13 protein-coding genes are annotated in these 14,369 nt (G+C 65.8%); 5 read left to right on the top strand and 8 right to left on the bottom strand.

The features are described from left to right. The first annotated feature begins 213 nt into the window (after positions 1 to 213). From otsB to mqo, 4 genes are all read left to right on the top strand, one after another. Positions 214 to 966, top strand: a complete 753-nt coding sequence (gene otsB / locus AC3WJE_RS13050) for a trehalose-phosphatase (protein ID WP_493731238.1) — start codon at positions 214 to 216, stop codon at positions 964 to 966. Positions 967 to 999: 33 nt separating this feature from the next. Then, the gene (locus AC3WJE_RS13045; RefSeq protein ID WP_493731237.1) at positions 1,000 to 2,802 is read left to right on the top strand and encodes a glycoside hydrolase family 15 protein; all 1,803 of its coding nucleotides are present in this window, start codon (positions 1,000 to 1,002) and stop codon (positions 2,800 to 2,802) included. Next, positions 2,799 to 4,214, top strand: a complete 1,416-nt coding sequence (otsA, locus tag AC3WJE_RS13040) for an alpha,alpha-trehalose-phosphate synthase (UDP-forming) (protein ID WP_493731236.1) — start codon at positions 2,799 to 2,801, stop codon at positions 4,212 to 4,214. The genes AC3WJE_RS13045 and otsA overlap by 4 nt, the downstream gene beginning before the upstream one ends. A 93-nt stretch (positions 4,215 to 4,307) precedes the next feature. Then, positions 4,308 to 6,041 carry a malate dehydrogenase (quinone) gene (gene mqo, locus AC3WJE_RS13035; protein ID WP_493731235.1) on the top strand — a complete coding sequence of 578 codons (1,734 nt, stop codon included), beginning with the start codon at positions 4,308 to 4,310 and terminating at the stop codon, positions 6,039 to 6,041. Between the two features lie 241 nt (positions 6,042 to 6,282). On the opposite strand, the gene AC3WJE_RS13030 is transcribed toward mqo, so the two are convergent. From AC3WJE_RS13030 to rluD, 3 genes are read right to left on the bottom strand one after another with little or no spacing between them, the layout of a single operon-like run. Then, positions 6,283 to 6,834: a DUF4166 domain-containing protein gene (locus tag AC3WJE_RS13030; protein ID WP_493731234.1), complete on the bottom strand. Its 552-nt coding sequence runs from the start codon at positions 6,832 to 6,834 to the stop codon at positions 6,283 to 6,285. Further along, entirely contained in the window at positions 6,819 to 7,595 is a 777-nt protein-coding gene (gene pgeF / locus AC3WJE_RS13025; RefSeq protein ID WP_493731233.1) for a peptidoglycan editing factor PgeF, read from the bottom strand. Before pgeF ends, AC3WJE_RS13030 begins: the two co-directional genes overlap by 16 nt. A gap of 1 nt (position 7,596) precedes the next feature. Further along, the gene (gene rluD / locus AC3WJE_RS13020; RefSeq protein WP_493731232.1) at positions 7,597 to 8,580 is read right to left on the bottom strand and encodes a 23S rRNA pseudouridine(1911/1915/1917) synthase RluD; all 984 of its coding nucleotides are present in this window, start codon (positions 8,578 to 8,580) and stop codon (positions 7,597 to 7,599) included. A gap of 115 nt (positions 8,581 to 8,695) precedes the next feature. Here rluD and AC3WJE_RS13015 point away from each other — a divergent pair, with 115 nt between their 5' ends. Next, a complete protein-coding gene (locus AC3WJE_RS13015; protein WP_493731231.1) occupies positions 8,696 to 9,574 on the top strand; it encodes an outer membrane protein assembly factor BamD in 879 nt (292 codons plus the stop codon). Between the two features lie 237 nt (positions 9,575 to 9,811). Here the strand turns inward: AC3WJE_RS13015 and AC3WJE_RS13010 are convergent, their stop codons facing one another. From AC3WJE_RS13010 to sucC, 5 genes are all read right to left on the bottom strand, one after another. Continuing rightward, positions 9,812 to 11,455 (bottom strand): NAD+ synthase, encoded by a 1,644-nt coding sequence (locus AC3WJE_RS13010; protein ID WP_493731230.1) that lies wholly within the window; start codon positions 11,453 to 11,455, stop codon positions 9,812 to 9,814. A gap of 1 nt (position 11,456) precedes the next feature. Further along, a complete protein-coding gene (locus AC3WJE_RS13005) occupies positions 11,457 to 11,768 on the bottom strand; it encodes a CcdB family protein (protein WP_493731229.1) in 312 nt (103 codons plus the stop codon). A 6-nt stretch (positions 11,769 to 11,774) separates the two neighbouring features. Then, positions 11,775 to 12,050, bottom strand: a complete 276-nt coding sequence (locus AC3WJE_RS13000; protein ID WP_493731228.1) for a type II toxin-antitoxin system CcdA family antitoxin — start codon at positions 12,048 to 12,050, stop codon at positions 11,775 to 11,777. 129 nt (positions 12,051 to 12,179) lie between these two features. Then, positions 12,180 to 13,055, bottom strand: coding sequence for a succinate--CoA ligase subunit alpha (sucD, locus tag AC3WJE_RS12995; protein WP_493731227.1), 876 nt, complete (start codon positions 13,053 to 13,055; stop codon positions 12,180 to 12,182). A gap of 27 nt (positions 13,056 to 13,082) precedes the next feature. Continuing rightward, positions 13,083 to 14,252 carry an ADP-forming succinate--CoA ligase subunit beta gene (gene sucC / locus AC3WJE_RS12990; RefSeq protein ID WP_493731226.1) on the bottom strand — a complete coding sequence of 390 codons (1,170 nt, stop codon included), beginning with the start codon at positions 14,250 to 14,252 and terminating at the stop codon, positions 13,083 to 13,085. Positions 14,253 to 14,369 lie beyond the last annotated feature (117 nt).

The following is a 14,369-nucleotide window of genomic DNA, read 5'->3' as shown; positions in this document are numbered from 1 at the left end:
TTCTCATGCGTTCCCCGATATCTCCGGTAATGCTCTCGTAGGAGCGGCTCTGGGTGGCCTAGGGCCATCAGCCGCGATGAGGCTTTCCCGGTAAAGCCTCATCGCGGCTGAAGCCGCTCCTACAAAACAAAAAGCGCATCAGCGCTGCCGGATTTCCCTGGCCCAACACTCACATAACCTCAACATCACACCCGATTGCGCACAATCGGGCGAATGGACGACGCGTCGCAACTCCCCACGCCGCCATCGCTGGACGACGCCTGTGCGCTGTTCCTCGACGTCGATGGCACCCTGATCGCCTTCTCCGAGCAGCCTGACCAAGTTCGACTGCTGCCCGACGTTCGCGAGGCCATCGGCCGCATCAGCGATCGCCTGCTCGGTGCGGTGGCCCTGGTCAGCGGCCGCCCGCTGGCACAACTGGATGCACTGTTCGCGCCGCTGCAACTGCCCGCCGCCGGCCTGCACGGGCATGAGCTGCGCAGCGATGCACAGGCACGCATCGCGATCCCCGAAGACACCTCCGGCTTCCTGCACGCACTGCACCAGCGTGCCGCGCACATGGCGCAGGCGCATCCGGGCGTACTGATCGAAGACAAGGGCGTGAGCCTGGCCCTGCACTGGCGCTCGGTGCCGCAGGCCGGCGCGTCCGTGCTCGAATTCGCCCACGCGCAGATGCCGGAACTGCCGGGCTATCGCCTGCAACCCGGCGACCACGTCGTCGAATTCCTGCCGGAAGGCAGCGACAAGGGCAGCGCGATCGAACAACTGATGCGCCAGCCCGCATTCGCCGGACGCCGTCCGGTATTCGTCGGCGACGACCTCACTGACGAATTCGGCTTCGCCGCCGCCAATCGCCTCGATGGCTGGAGCGTGCTGGTCGGCCATCGCGCCGGCACGCAGGCCCGCTATGCCCTGCCCGACATCAGCGCCGTGCATGCCTGGCTGCACGACAACACCCGGCCGTAGTGCCCCCGCCTGCCGACCGAAGGAATTCCCGTCATGAACACCCCCACTCCCGTTCCCAACAAGCCCAACCTCGATCTCGGCGTGATCGGCAACTGCAGTTTCGGCGCGCTGATCGACAAGAACGCCTGCGTGGTATGGAGCTGCCTGCCCGCGTTCGACGGCGATCCGGCGTTCTGCGCGCTGCTTTCGCCACGTGAGCAACAGGGTGGCGATTTCGCGATCGAGCTGGAAGGCCTGGTCAGCAGCGAGCAGCACTACATCACCAACACCGCGATCCTGCGCACCGTGCTGCGCGACGACAAGGGCGGTGCGATCGAGGTGATCGACTTCGCGCCGCGCTGGCGCAACAACGGCCGTTTCTACCGGCCGGTCAGCATCATCCGCCAGGTGCGTCCGTTGGCCGGCAACCCGCGCATCGTCGTGCGCGTGCGCCCGCTCGCCGACTGGGGCGCGCGCAAGCCGGAATCGACCTGGGGCAGCAATCACATCCGCTGGCTGTTGCCGGATCTCACCGTGCGCCTGACCACCGATGTACCGGTGCGCTTCATCCGCGATGAACTGCCGTTCGTGCTCAACCACCCGGTCAATCTGGTGCTGGGCGTGGACGAATCGCTGGACCGCTCGCTCACCGGCTATGTGCAGGAAGCGCAGGAACGCACCGAGGACTATTGGCGCGAGTGGGTGCGCTACCTGTCGATCCGGCTCGACTGGCAGGAGGCGGTGATCCGCAGCGCGATCACGCTCAAGCTGTGCCAGTACGAGGACAGCGGCGCGATCATCGCGGCGATGACCACCTCGATCCCCGAGGCCCCCGACACCCCGCGCAACTGGGATTACCGCTACTGCTGGTTGCGCGACGCCGCCTTCGTGGTGCGCGCGCTCAACCGGCTCGGCGCGACCCGCACGATGGAGCAGTTCATCGGCTACATCTTCAACATCGCCACCAGTGACGGCACCATGCAGCCGCTGTACGGCATCGGCTTCGAATCGCAACTGGACGAGCACGAGGTCGATTCGCTGGCCGGCTACCGTGGCATGGGCCCGGTGCGGCGCGGCAACCTGGCCTGGATCCAGAAACAGCACGATGTCTACGGCAGCGTGGTGCTGGCCTCCACCCAGCTGTTCTTCGACCAGCGCCTGAAGGATCCGGGCGACGAACACACCTTCCGTCGTCTGGAACCGCTCGGCGAGCGTGCCTATGCGCTGTACAACGTGCCCGATGCCGGCCTGTGGGAATTCCGTGGCCGCGCCGAGGTGCATACCTACACCGCCACGATGTGCTGGGCCGCCTGCGACCGGCTCGCCAAGATCGCCGACCGGCTCGGCCTGGACGAGCGCAGCGTGTACTGGCGCACACGCGCCGACGCGATCCGCCAGCACATCCTGCAGGAATCGTGGAGCGAGGAGCTGAACCACTTCACCGACACCTTCGGCGGCAACCGCCTGGACGCCTCGCTGCTGCTGCTTGTCGATATCGGCTTCGTCGCCTGCGACGATCCGCGCTTCATCGCCACCGTCGAGGCGATCGGCCGCGACCTCAAGCATGGCGACTCGCTGTATCGCTACGTCGCCCCCGACGACTTCGGCGAACCGGAGACCAGCTTCACCATCTGTACCTTCTGGTACATCGAGGCACTGGCCTCGATCGGTCGCATCGATGAGGCACGGCAGCTGTTCGAACGTGTGCTGGCGCGCCGCAACCACCTCGGCCTGCTGTCGGAGGACATGGCCTTCGACAGCGGCGAGGCCTGGGGCAATTTCCCGCAGACCTACTCGCACGTCGGCCTGATCACCGCCGCGATGCAGCTGTCGCGAAGCTGGCGGGAGGCGTCATGAGCCGGCTGGTCGTGGTCTCCAACCGCGTCGCCGTGCCCGGCGAAAACCGTGCCGGCGGGCTGGCGGTGGGCCTGCTGGCGGCACTCAAGGAAAAAGGCGGCATCTGGTTCGGCTGGAGCGGCAAGACCGTACGCGGCGACAGCGGCACGCTGCACGAACATCGCGATGGCGACATCCGCTTCGTCACGATGGACCTCAACAAACTCGACATCGATGCCTACTACAACGGCTTCGCCAATCGCACGCTGTGGCCGCTGCTGCACTTCCGGCTGGACCTGGTCGATTACGACCGCGCCACCCGCGACGGCTATCGCCGGGTCAACGCGCTGTTCGCCGAGAAACTCGCGCCGTTGCTGCGCGAGGACGACGTGGTGTGGATCCATGACTATCACCTGATCCCGCTCGGCGCGCTGCTGCGCGAGCGCGGCTTCGGCGGCAAGATCGGCTTCTTCCTGCATGTGCCGATGCCCTCGGCCGATCTGGTGCAGGCGATGCCGGATCATGCGCGGCTGTTCTCCACCCTGTACGCCTACGACCTGGTCGGTTTCCAGACCCAGCGCGACGTGGACCGTTTCAGGTCCTACGTGCGCCTGTTCGGTGGCGGCCGGCTGTTCGACGACGGCGTCGTCGAAGCCCCCGGCGGGCGACGCTTCCGCACCGATGCGTTTCCGATCGGCATCGATACCGAGCAGATCGCGCGCCAGGCCCGGGCGGCGATGTCCAAGCAGGTCGTGCGCGATCTCAACGCCAGCCTGAGCGGACGCCAGTTGGCGATCGGCGTGGACCGGCTGGACTACTCCAAGGGCCTGCCCGAGCGCTTCCTCGGCTTCGAGCGCTACCTCGACCGCCACCCCGACCAGCGCGGCAGCCTGACCTACCTGCAGATCGCGCCGGTCTCGCGCGGCGAGGTCAACGAGTACCAGCAACTGCGCAACCAGCTCGAACAGATCGCCGGCCACATCAATGGCGGCCACGCCGAACCGGACTGGACCCCGCTGCGCTACGTCAACCAGAACTACACCCACACCAGCCTGGCCGGCTTCTACCGCTCGGCCGCGGTCGGGCTGGTGACGCCACTGCGCGATGGCATGAACCTGGTCGCCAAGGAATACGTGGCCGCGCAGGACCCGCAGGATCCCGGCGTGCTGGTGCTGTCACTGCTGGCCGGCGCCGCCGACGAGCTGAAGGAGGCACTGCTGGTCAACCCGCACGATCTGGACGGCGTCGCCGACGCCATCGCCACCGCCGCCACGCTGACCCGTCCCAAGCGCATCGAGCGTTGGCACGCGATGATGGATCACCTGCGCCGCAACGACATCAACCACTGGCGACAGCGCTACCTCCACGCCCTGCAGACGTCCAGCCCGCCATCCTTGCCACCGCGTGACGCGCCCGATGCTGCATTGCAGTAAAATCATCGCCGCATGCCTGCCAGAAGCCCGCGCTCCGCGCCCGCCTCCAGCGCCGACGGCACTCATTTCCTCTCTTACAAATCCGAGTATCCAATGAAGAAATTCATCAAGGTCCTGGCAGGCTTGGCAGTGTTGCTACTGCTGGCGGGTGTGCTGTTCCTGTATTGGCCACTCCACCAGCGTTCCGTGCCGGCTGCCGAAAACGACAAGCCCGTGGACGTCGTGCTGGTCGGCGGCGGCATCATGAGCATCACGCTGGCCACCTACCTGCAGGAACTGCAGCCGGACTGGCACGTGGAGCTGTTCGAACGCCTCGACGGCGTGGCCCTGGAAAGCTCCAACGGCTGGAACAACGCCGGCACCGGCCACTCCGCCTTCGCCGAGCTGAACTACACCCCGGAGCTGCCGGACGGCTCGATCGAGACCAAGCGCGCGGTCGGCATCGCCGAGCAGTTCGAGATCTCCCGCCAGTTCTGGTCCTACCAGGTCAAGCACGGCCGCCTGCCGCAGCCGTCGGACTTCATCAACCCGACCCCGCACATGAGCTTCGTCTGGGGCGATGACCGCATCGAGTACCTGCGCAAGCGCCACGATGCCCTGGTCAAGAACCCGCTGTTCTACGGCATGCAGTACTCCACCGACCCGGCGCAGATCAAGCAGTGGGCGCCGCTGGTGATGGAAGGCCGCGATCCCAACCAGAAGGTCGCCGCGACCTACATGCCGTTGGGCACCGACGTCAATTTCGGCGTCATCACCAACGCGCTGACCCAGGGCCTGGAGCAGAACCCCAACTTCAAGCTGGAACTGCAGCATGAAGTCACCGCGTTGCGCCAGAACAGCGACAAGACCTGGAACGTCACGGTCAAGGACCTGAAGACGGACAAGGAGCGCACGGTCAAGACGCGCTTCGTGTTCATCGGTGCCGGTGGTGCCGCGCTCAAGCTGCTGCAGATGTCCGGCATTCCGGAGTCCAAGAACTACGCCGGCTTCCCGGTTGGCGGCCAGTTCCTGGCCTTCGAAACCCCGGCCGTGGCCGAGCGTCACAAGGTCAAGGTCTACGGCATGGCCGATACCGACTCGCCGCCGATGTCGGTGCCGCACATCGATGCGCGCAAGCTCGATGGCAAGCCGGTGGTGCTGTTCGGGCCGTTCGCCCTGTTCAACACCCGCTTCCTGAAGGACGGCTCCTGGTTCGACCTGTATTCCTCGGTCACCCACGACAACGTGTTCGGGATGCTGAAGGTCGGCAAAGAGAACCTGGACCTGCTGAAGTACCTGCTCGGCCAGGCCGAACTGACCGATGCCGACCGCCAGGCCGCCGTGCTCAAGTACTACCCCAACGCCAAGCGCGAAGACTGGAAGCTGATCACCGCCGGCCAGCGCGTGCAGATCATCAAGCGTGATCCGGAGAAGGGCTCGATCCTGCAGTTCGGCACCGAGATCGTGACCGACAAGGACAAGACCATCGCCGCGCTGCTGGGCGCCTCGCCGGGCGCCTCGACCTCGCCGCCGATCATGCTCGACCTGCTCGCCAAGGCATTCCCGCAGGAAATGGCAGCCGGTTGGCAGGCGCACCTGAAGGAAATCATTCCGTCCTACGGACTGAAGATCAACGACAGCCCGGCGCTGACCAACCAGATCCGTGGCATGACCAGCCAGGCGCTGAACCTGCCGTACCTGGAAGTGCCGGCCGCACCGGGCGAAACCGTTCCGGCTCCGGCCGCGACCCTGGCTCCCGCCGCGACTGCGACGCCGACACCCGTGGCGGCACCGGCCAAGCCGGCCGAGAAGTCACGCAATGCCAATGCGGAACTGCAGGCGCTGTAAACACCCTGCCTGTTACGCGCATCGAAACCGGCCATCGCAAGATGGCCGGTTTTTTTGTGGTTCGTCACGCTTGAAGTGGACCAACCTACCGGAGTCATACCAACCAACGTCCGGAACGGCAGATCTCTTGTGGGAGGGACTCTGGGTGGCCTAGGGCCATCAGTCCCGACGGGCATTACCGGCAAAGCGTCGGGACTGAAGTCCCTCCCACAAGAGATCACCACACGGCCAGCAACTACCGCTAGAACAGCTTCGGCTCAAGCCAACCCTCGTAGCGGATCAGCGGGCCGATCAACGGCAGCGCGACATCCACCAGAAATTCGTAGCGACCCTCCTGCTCGCGTTCGCGGCAGCGCACGCCGTCGAACCAGCGCGCCGGCAATGGCAACACGCCCAGCGCCCATACCCGCGCCACACGCCAGTGAATCTCGCCGCCATGCACCTGCAAGGTGAACTCGAACTTCACCGCGCCCAACTGTTCGCGCAGATGTGCTCCATGTCGCCACAAGCGCGAGCGCATCGGATGCACGCCGAATCGGCGATGCCAACGCTCCTGATCCGGCGTCACCCAAAATTCCACTTCCACCGCGATGTCCTCGGACGTCGGCGGCAGCCGCGCGCCCCAGGCCAGCAACGCCACCAGCGGATGCCGTCCGCGTACGATCCGGCCACGCCCGGCGAACACGCCGCGCGCAGGTATCGAATGCAGCACCCTCAGTGCAGACGGCAGCTCAGCGAACGCCTCGCTCCCCAGCACCTGCTCGAACAGCGGTCGGCTCAGCGCGCGATCCACGCCAGCGTCGCCATGCGGCCACTGCGACGGTCGCGCCGATGCGAGAAGAACCGCTGCGGATCGGACATCGTGCACAGGTTGCCGCCATGCACGGCGTCAGCCGGCAATCCCGCCGCGATCAGCCGGCGCCGCGCCAGCGCGTACAGATCCACCTTCCAGTGTCCGGGACGGGTCGCGACGAAAGCCGACTGCGCGTCAGGGTCTGCATCGACGAAGGCATGAAAGACCTCTTCGCCGACCTCATAAGCCTGCGGACCGGCCGCCGGACCCAGCCACGCCTGCAGCCGCCCGGGCGCGGTGTGCATGGCGGCGACGGTGCGTTCCAGCACGCCGTCGGCCAGCCCACGCCAGCCGGCATGCGCCGCGCCGACCTCGCTGCCATCGACGGCGGCAAACACCACCGGCAGGCAGTCCGCGGTCAGGATCGCCAGCACCACGCCGGGCACCGAGGTCAGCGCCGCATCGGCGGTCGGTTCGGCCTCGATGCCCTGCGCCAGCGGCGCTGCATCGAAGTGCAACACGCCCGTGCCGTGCACCTGGCGCAGCCAATGCGGCGCTGACGGCAACCCGGCCAGCGCCGCCAGTTCGTCGCGGTTGCGCTGTACCTGCTCCGGATCGTCGCCATCGGCGGCGTAACGATTGCCCTGATTGAAATGGTCGAACGGCGCGTGCGAGCCGCCGGCCCCATGCCGCAGCGTGGTGAAGGCCTGCACACCTGGTGGCGCCGGCCAATCAGCCGGCAACAGCGGCACGTCGGTCATCTCAACGTCGCTCGCGCTCGGCTGCCAGCACCGTGTCCTCGCGCAGCGCCGCCATCAGCCTGAGCATGTCGGCCGGCACCGGCGCGGTGGCACGCACCGGTTCGCCGCTGACCGGATGGTTGAACTCCAGCGTCTCGGCATGCAGCGCCTGGCGCTTGAAGCCGCGCAGCTCGGCGATCAGCGTCTCGGTCGCGCCCTTGGGCAGCTTGAGCGCACCGCCGTAGAGCGGATCGCCGATGATCGGGTGCTTCAGATGCGCCATGTGCACGCGGATCTGGTGGGTACGTCCGGTTTCCAGACGGCATTCCAGCGCGGTATGCGCACGGAAACGCTCACGCAGCCGGTAATGCGTCACCGCATCCTTGCCATCCTCACGCACGGTCATCTTCAGCCGGTCGCGCGGATGACGATCGATCGGCGCCTTGGCAGTGCCGCCCGAAACCAGCGCGCCGACCACGATCGCCAGGTATTGCCGGTGGACCTCACGCGCGGACAGTTGCTCCACCAGCGAGGTATGCGCCTGCAACGTGCGCGCCACCACCATCACGCCGCTGGTGTCCTTGTCGAGCCGGTGCACCACACCGGCGCGCGGCAGCGCCGACAGCCCCGGATCGCGGAACAGCAGCGCATTGACCAGGGTGCCGTCCGGATTGCCGGCACCCGGGTGGACCACCAGCCCGGCCGGCTTGTCGATCACGAACACCTGCTCGTCCTGGTACAGGATGTCCAGCGGGATGTCCTGCGGCTCGGCGTGGGTCTGGGTCTCCAGCACCGCCTGCAGCTGCACGGTTTCACCGCCGCGGACCGGATCGCGCGGGCGGGCAGGCTCGCCATCCAGCAGGGCATCGCCGGATTTGATCCACTCGGCCAGCCGGGAGCGGGAGAATTCGGGGAACAACTCGGCCAGCACGGCGTCGAAACGACGGCCAGCAGCGTGGTCAGGCACGACGGCCTGACGCGGGGATTCAGAAATATTGTCAGACATGGCAAAACCGGAAAGAAGAAGAAATCGGGGTCCAGGGCGGTCGGAGTCAGTCGCCGGACAGGCCACTAGGCTATCATCGCCCCTTCGTATTCCTGACGCGTCTCGCCCTCGACCCATGATCCGACGCTCCAAGCTTCACGCGCCCGTCCGCATCGCCGCCCTGCTGCTGGCCCTGGTGTTCCTCGCCACCGGCTGCCACCGCGGTACCAAGAAGGACCCCGACGAGGGCGCGCCGGTCGAGCAGCTCTACCAGAAGGCCCATGGCCTGATGGAGAAGGGCAACTGGTCTGGCGCCGAAAACACCTTCAAGCGGCTGATCGCCCAGTACCCATACGGTCCGTACACCGAACAGGCGATGATCGAGAGCGCCTACGCCCAGTTCAAGGCCGGCAAGAACGATGACGCGGTTTCCAGCATCGACCGCTTCATCCGGACTTACCCGACCCACCGCAACATCGCCTACCTGTACTACCTGCGCGGGTTGGCCAACAGCAACCGCGACACGGTATTCCTGCGCAGGGTGTGGTCGCTGGACCCGAGTCGTCGCGACCTGTCGAGCCCACAGCAGGGCTACAACGACTTCAACACCGTCGCCGATCGTTACCCAAACAGCCGCTACGCCGCCGACGCGCGCCTGCGCATGATCGAGCTGCGTGACATGTTCGCCCAGTACGAGCTGGACAACGCCCTGTACTACCTGCGCCGCAACGCCTGGGTATCGGCCGCCGGCCGTGCCAACTACATCCTGGAAACCTACCCGCAGAGCAGCTTCCAGTACGACGCGGTTGCGGTGCTGGGCGAGGCCTACACCCACCTGGGCAACAAGCCGCTGGCCGACGATGCCCGCCGCGTGCTGGAGCTGAACGATCCCAAGCACCCGTGGCTGGCCGGTAGCTGGCCGAAGTACCCGTGGGCGATCCGCAAGCTGAACCCGTTCGCCGGCGAGAAGTCCGCCGCGACCGGCCAGGCCAATGCGACGATGAACCGGAAGTAGGCCAGGCCTGCTTCACCGCGATACAAAAAGGGGCCTTGCGGCCCCTTTTTCTTGGCTCAATTCGCGCCGGATGGCCATCTGGGTGGATGGCTGCCAGGGGATAGTTACTGCAGGAGGGATTTCAGTCCCGACGGGCTGTCCCGGCAAAGCGTCGGGACTGGAAGTCCCTCCCACCCAAAGCGCGCCTCGGCGGTGGGCGACCTCGGCAGTGGTGAAAGGACAGCTTCGCCCGGCCTTTCACTGCCCCCGATAACCGTTGGTGATCGGATAGCGCCGCTCGCGCCCGAACGCGCGCCGCGACACCTTCGGGCCCGGTGCGGCCTGGTGGCGCTTCCACTCGTTGATCCGCACCAGTCGCAGCACGTGGTCGACGGTCTCGGCGGCATAGCCGGCCGCCACGATCTCCTCGCGTGACTGCTCCTGATCGACGTAGCGGTACAGGATGCCGTCGAGCACGTCGTACGGCGGCAATGAATCCTGATCCTTCTGGTTCTCGCGCAACTCGGCCGAAGGCGGGCGATCGATCACTGCCGGCGGGATCACCGGCGCGCCACCGACCGTGTTGCGCCATCTCGCCAGATCGAACACCTCGGTCTTGTACAGATCCTTCAATGGCGCATAGCCGCCGCACATGTCGCCGTAGATCGTCGCGTAACCGACCGCGTACTCGCTCTTGTTGCCGGTGGTCAGCAGCAATCCGCCGAACTTGTTGGCCAGCGCCATCAGGATCACGCCACGACTGCGCGACTGCAGGTTCTCCTCGGTGACATCCGGCGTGGTGCCGGCGAACATCGGCGCCAGCGACTCCAGCAGCCCCTTGAACGCCGATTCGATCTGCACGGTCTCCAGCTTCACACCCAACGCGCGGCACTGCTCATCGGCCAGGTCATTGGACAGATCGGCGGTATAGCGCGACGGCAACCGCACCGCGGTGACGTTGTCCGCGCCCAGCGCATCCACCGCGATCGCCAGCACCAGCGCCGAATCGATGCCGCCGGACAGGCCCAGCCACACCTTCGAGAAACCGTTCTTGCGGCAGTAGTCGTGCACGCCACGCACCACCGCACGCCAGGCCAGCGCATCGGTGCTCTCATCGCCGTCGTCCACCCACACCAGCGGTGTGAAGCGGCGCACGGCGGCGGCGTAGTCCACCACCAGCCACTGGTCGGTGAACGCAGCGGCGGCTGGATGCACCGTGCCATCGCCGTCAGCCACCACCGAGGCACCGTCGAACACCAGCGCATCCTGGCCACCGACCCCATTGAGGTAGGCGATCGCCGCCCCGCTCTCGCCGGTGCGCTCGGCCAGCAATGCGTCGCGCTGGGCATGCTTGCCACGCTCGTAGGGCGAGGCGTTCGGCACCAGCACCAGTTCGGCGCCGTTGCGCACGGTATCGGCGAGCGGCTCGGGGAACCACAGGTCCTCGCAGATCACCAGCCCGACCGGCACGCCGTTGACCTCGAACACACAGCTGCCGCCATCCGGGTCCACGTCGAAGTAGCGGCGCTCGTCGAACACCGCGTAGTTGGGCAGCTCGCGCTTGCGGTAGGTGTGGGCGATCTGCCCATCGCGCAGCACGCTGGCGGCGTTGTAGACCACCGCGCCGGCACTCTGCGGCCAGCCGACCACCGCGACAATGCCCCGCGCAACTGCGGCGATGCGCTCGATCGCCTGCGCGCAATGCGCGAGGAAGCCCGGCCGCAGCAGCAGGTCTTCCGGCGGGTAGCCACTGACTGCCAGCTCCGGGAACAACACGATGTCGGCACCGAACTCATCGCGCGCCTGTCCGATCAATTCGATGATGCGGTCGGTGTTCTGGGCCACCGCACCGACCGGGAAGTCGAACTGGGCCAGGGCGATGCGGAGTTTACTGTCACTCATTTCATATCCCGGAAATCAGCAGGTCCAACGCGGCCATGATCACGGCACGCTCGGAAGAAAGATCGGCCACCGGCTTGCCCAGTGCCTTGAAAGGAATACCTGCCAGCAACGGCGTGTCCATCACCCATGGCTGGCCTTCCACCTGGAGTGTCGGCATCAAGCGCATGACAGCGACCTCGACGCGATCCGGCGAAATCAGCGGCACCACGACACGGGTACCCATTTCACCGATCAGATCACTCTGCACATCGAGCAGGTAAGGCACTCGCTTGCGCGAGTCCGGATTGGCATTGAGGTAGACCGTGAACTGCATGGCGGATCAGAATCCCCGCATCCCGTCGCTCCACACCCCATCACGCTCGATGCGTTCGTTGTAGGCGCGGATGGCTTCACGGTTCTCTTCCAGCCATTTTTCCCGCGCACGGACACGCACCTCGTGTTCGAGCGCCCGCTCCAGCGTGGCGGAGAGATTGATTTCCAGCGCGCGCGCCTGCTCCAGCAACTCCGCGCTGATGCTGAGATTGGCAGGACGCTTGGCGTACCCCGCCCGCTCGTCTTTTATACGCATGGCAAAACCCTCACGACCAATGCGCATGGATTATGCGCACGAAATCAATCACCCTACAAGCAGATCGCCATCCCAGCCCTCGTCCCGTCAGGGTGCCGGCCAACAAAAAGGCCGCCCGAAGGCGGCCTTTCGCGAAGCCAGCGGCAGAGCCGAGGCTTACTTCACCAGCGAGGCGATCGCCGCGCCCAGGTCGCCCGGCGAACGGACGGTCTTGACGCCCGCCGCTTCCATCGCCGCGAACTTGCCTTCGGCCGTGCCCTTGCCGCCCGATGCGATCGCACCGGCGTGGCCCATGCGCTTGCCGGCTGGAGCCGAGGCGCCGGCGATGAAACCGACCACCGGCTTCTTCACGTGGTTCTTGATGTACTCGGCACCGGCTTCCTCGGCGTCGCCACCGATTTCGCCGACCATGATGATGCCTTCGGTCTGCGGGTCTTCGTTGAACAGCTTCAGGCAGTCGACGAAGTTCAGGCCGTTGATCGGGTCACCACCAATGCCGATGCAGGTGCTCTGGCCCAGGCCCACTTCGGTGGTCTGCTTGACCGCTTCATAGGTCAGCGTGCCCGAACGCGAGACGATGCCGATCTTGCCCGGCTTGTGGATGTGGCCCGGCATGATGCCGATCTTGCACTCGCCGGGGGTGATCACGCCGGGGCAGTTCGGCCCGATCAGCACGGTGTCCGGATGCGAACGGGTCAGCACGTTCTTGACGCGCAGCATGTCCAGCACCGGGATGCCTTCGGTGATGCAGACGATGACCTTGATGCCAGCGGCAGCGGCTTCCAGGATCGCGTCGGCCGCGAACGGCGGCGGCACGTAGATGACGGACGCATCGGCGCCGGTGCTCCGCACGGCATCGGCGACGGTGTTGAACACCGGCAGGTCGATGTGGGTGGTGCCGCCCTTGCCCGGGGTGACGCCGCCGACGACCTTGGTGCCGTACTCGATCATCTGGGTGGCGTGGAAGGTGCCCTGCTGGCCGGTGAAGCCCTGCACGATCACCTTCGTGTTCTTGTTGATCAAAACGCTCATGGGGAATTCCTGATTCGGTGACGTGGATTAGGCGGCGGCTTTGACAGCAGCAACGACCTTCTTGGCGCCGTCGTTGATGTTGTCGGCCGGGATGATGGCCATGCCGCTGTCACGCAGCAGCTGCTTGCCTTCTTCCACGTTGGTGCCTTCCAGACGCACCACGACCGGAACCTTGACGCCCACTTCCTTGACCGCGGCGATGATGCCTTCGGCGATCATGTCGCAACGGACGATGCCGCCGAAAATGTTGACGAAGATGCCTTCGACCTTGTCCGAGGACAGGATCAGCTTGAACGCTTCGATCACGCGCTGCTTGTTGGCACCGCCGCCCACGTCCAGGAAGTTCGCCGGCTCGCCGCCGTTGAGCTTGATGACGTCCATGGTGGCCATGGCCAGGCCGGCGCCGTTGACCATGCAGCCGATGTTGCCGTCCATGGTGACGTAGTTGATGTCCAGCTCCGAAGCGATCACTTCGGTCGGGTCTTCCTGCGTCTTGTCGCGCATGGCGACCAGCGCCTTATGACGGAACGCGGCGTTGTCGTCGCTGTCGAACTTGCCGTCCAGCGCATACAGGTTGCCGTCGTCCAGGATCGCCAGCGGGTTGATCTCAACCAGCGCCAGGTCCTTCTCATTGAACAGGCGGTACAGGTTCACCATGATGCTGGCGAACTGGCCGGCCTGCTTGGCGGTCAGGCCCAGCTTGAAGCCGAAATCACGGCCGTGGTAACCCTGCACGCCCTCGACGAAGTCGACGTTGAGCGAGTGGATCAGCTCCGGCGTCTCCGCGGCGACCTGCTCGATCTCCACGCCGCCTTCGGACGAGGCGATGTAGGTGATGGTCTTGGTGCCACGGTCGACCAGCACCGACAGGTACAGTTCCTTGACGATCTCACCGGCGGTGGTCACCAGCACCAGGTTGACCGGCAGCTCGACGCCCGCGGTCTGGTAGGTGGCCATCTTGGTACCGAGCATCTTGGCCGCAGCGGCCTTCACATCGTCGGTGGTCTTGCAGAACTTGACGCCGCCAGCCTTGCCGCGGCCGCCCGCGTGGATCTGCGCCTTGACCATCCAGGGGCCCTGGCCCAGGGAGTTGGCAGCTTCAACTGCTTCGTCCGGAGTCGCCGCGACCTTGCCGGCCGGAACGGGAATGCCGTACTCGGCAAGCAGTTGTTTTGACTGGTATTCGTGGAAATTCATGCGTCACCGTGGGAAAAGGAAACGACCGTCCGATACTGTGGCGGCCCTGCTTGGAGGGCTGCCTAACGTGTACGGGCGGGCCGCCTATTGTCGCTGACGAGCGCCTGCGGCGCAAAA

Source organism: Pseudomonas sp. GW821-FHT07E12, from assembly GCF_058986605.1.
This window is presented reverse-complemented; position numbering and strand designations above follow the sequence as displayed.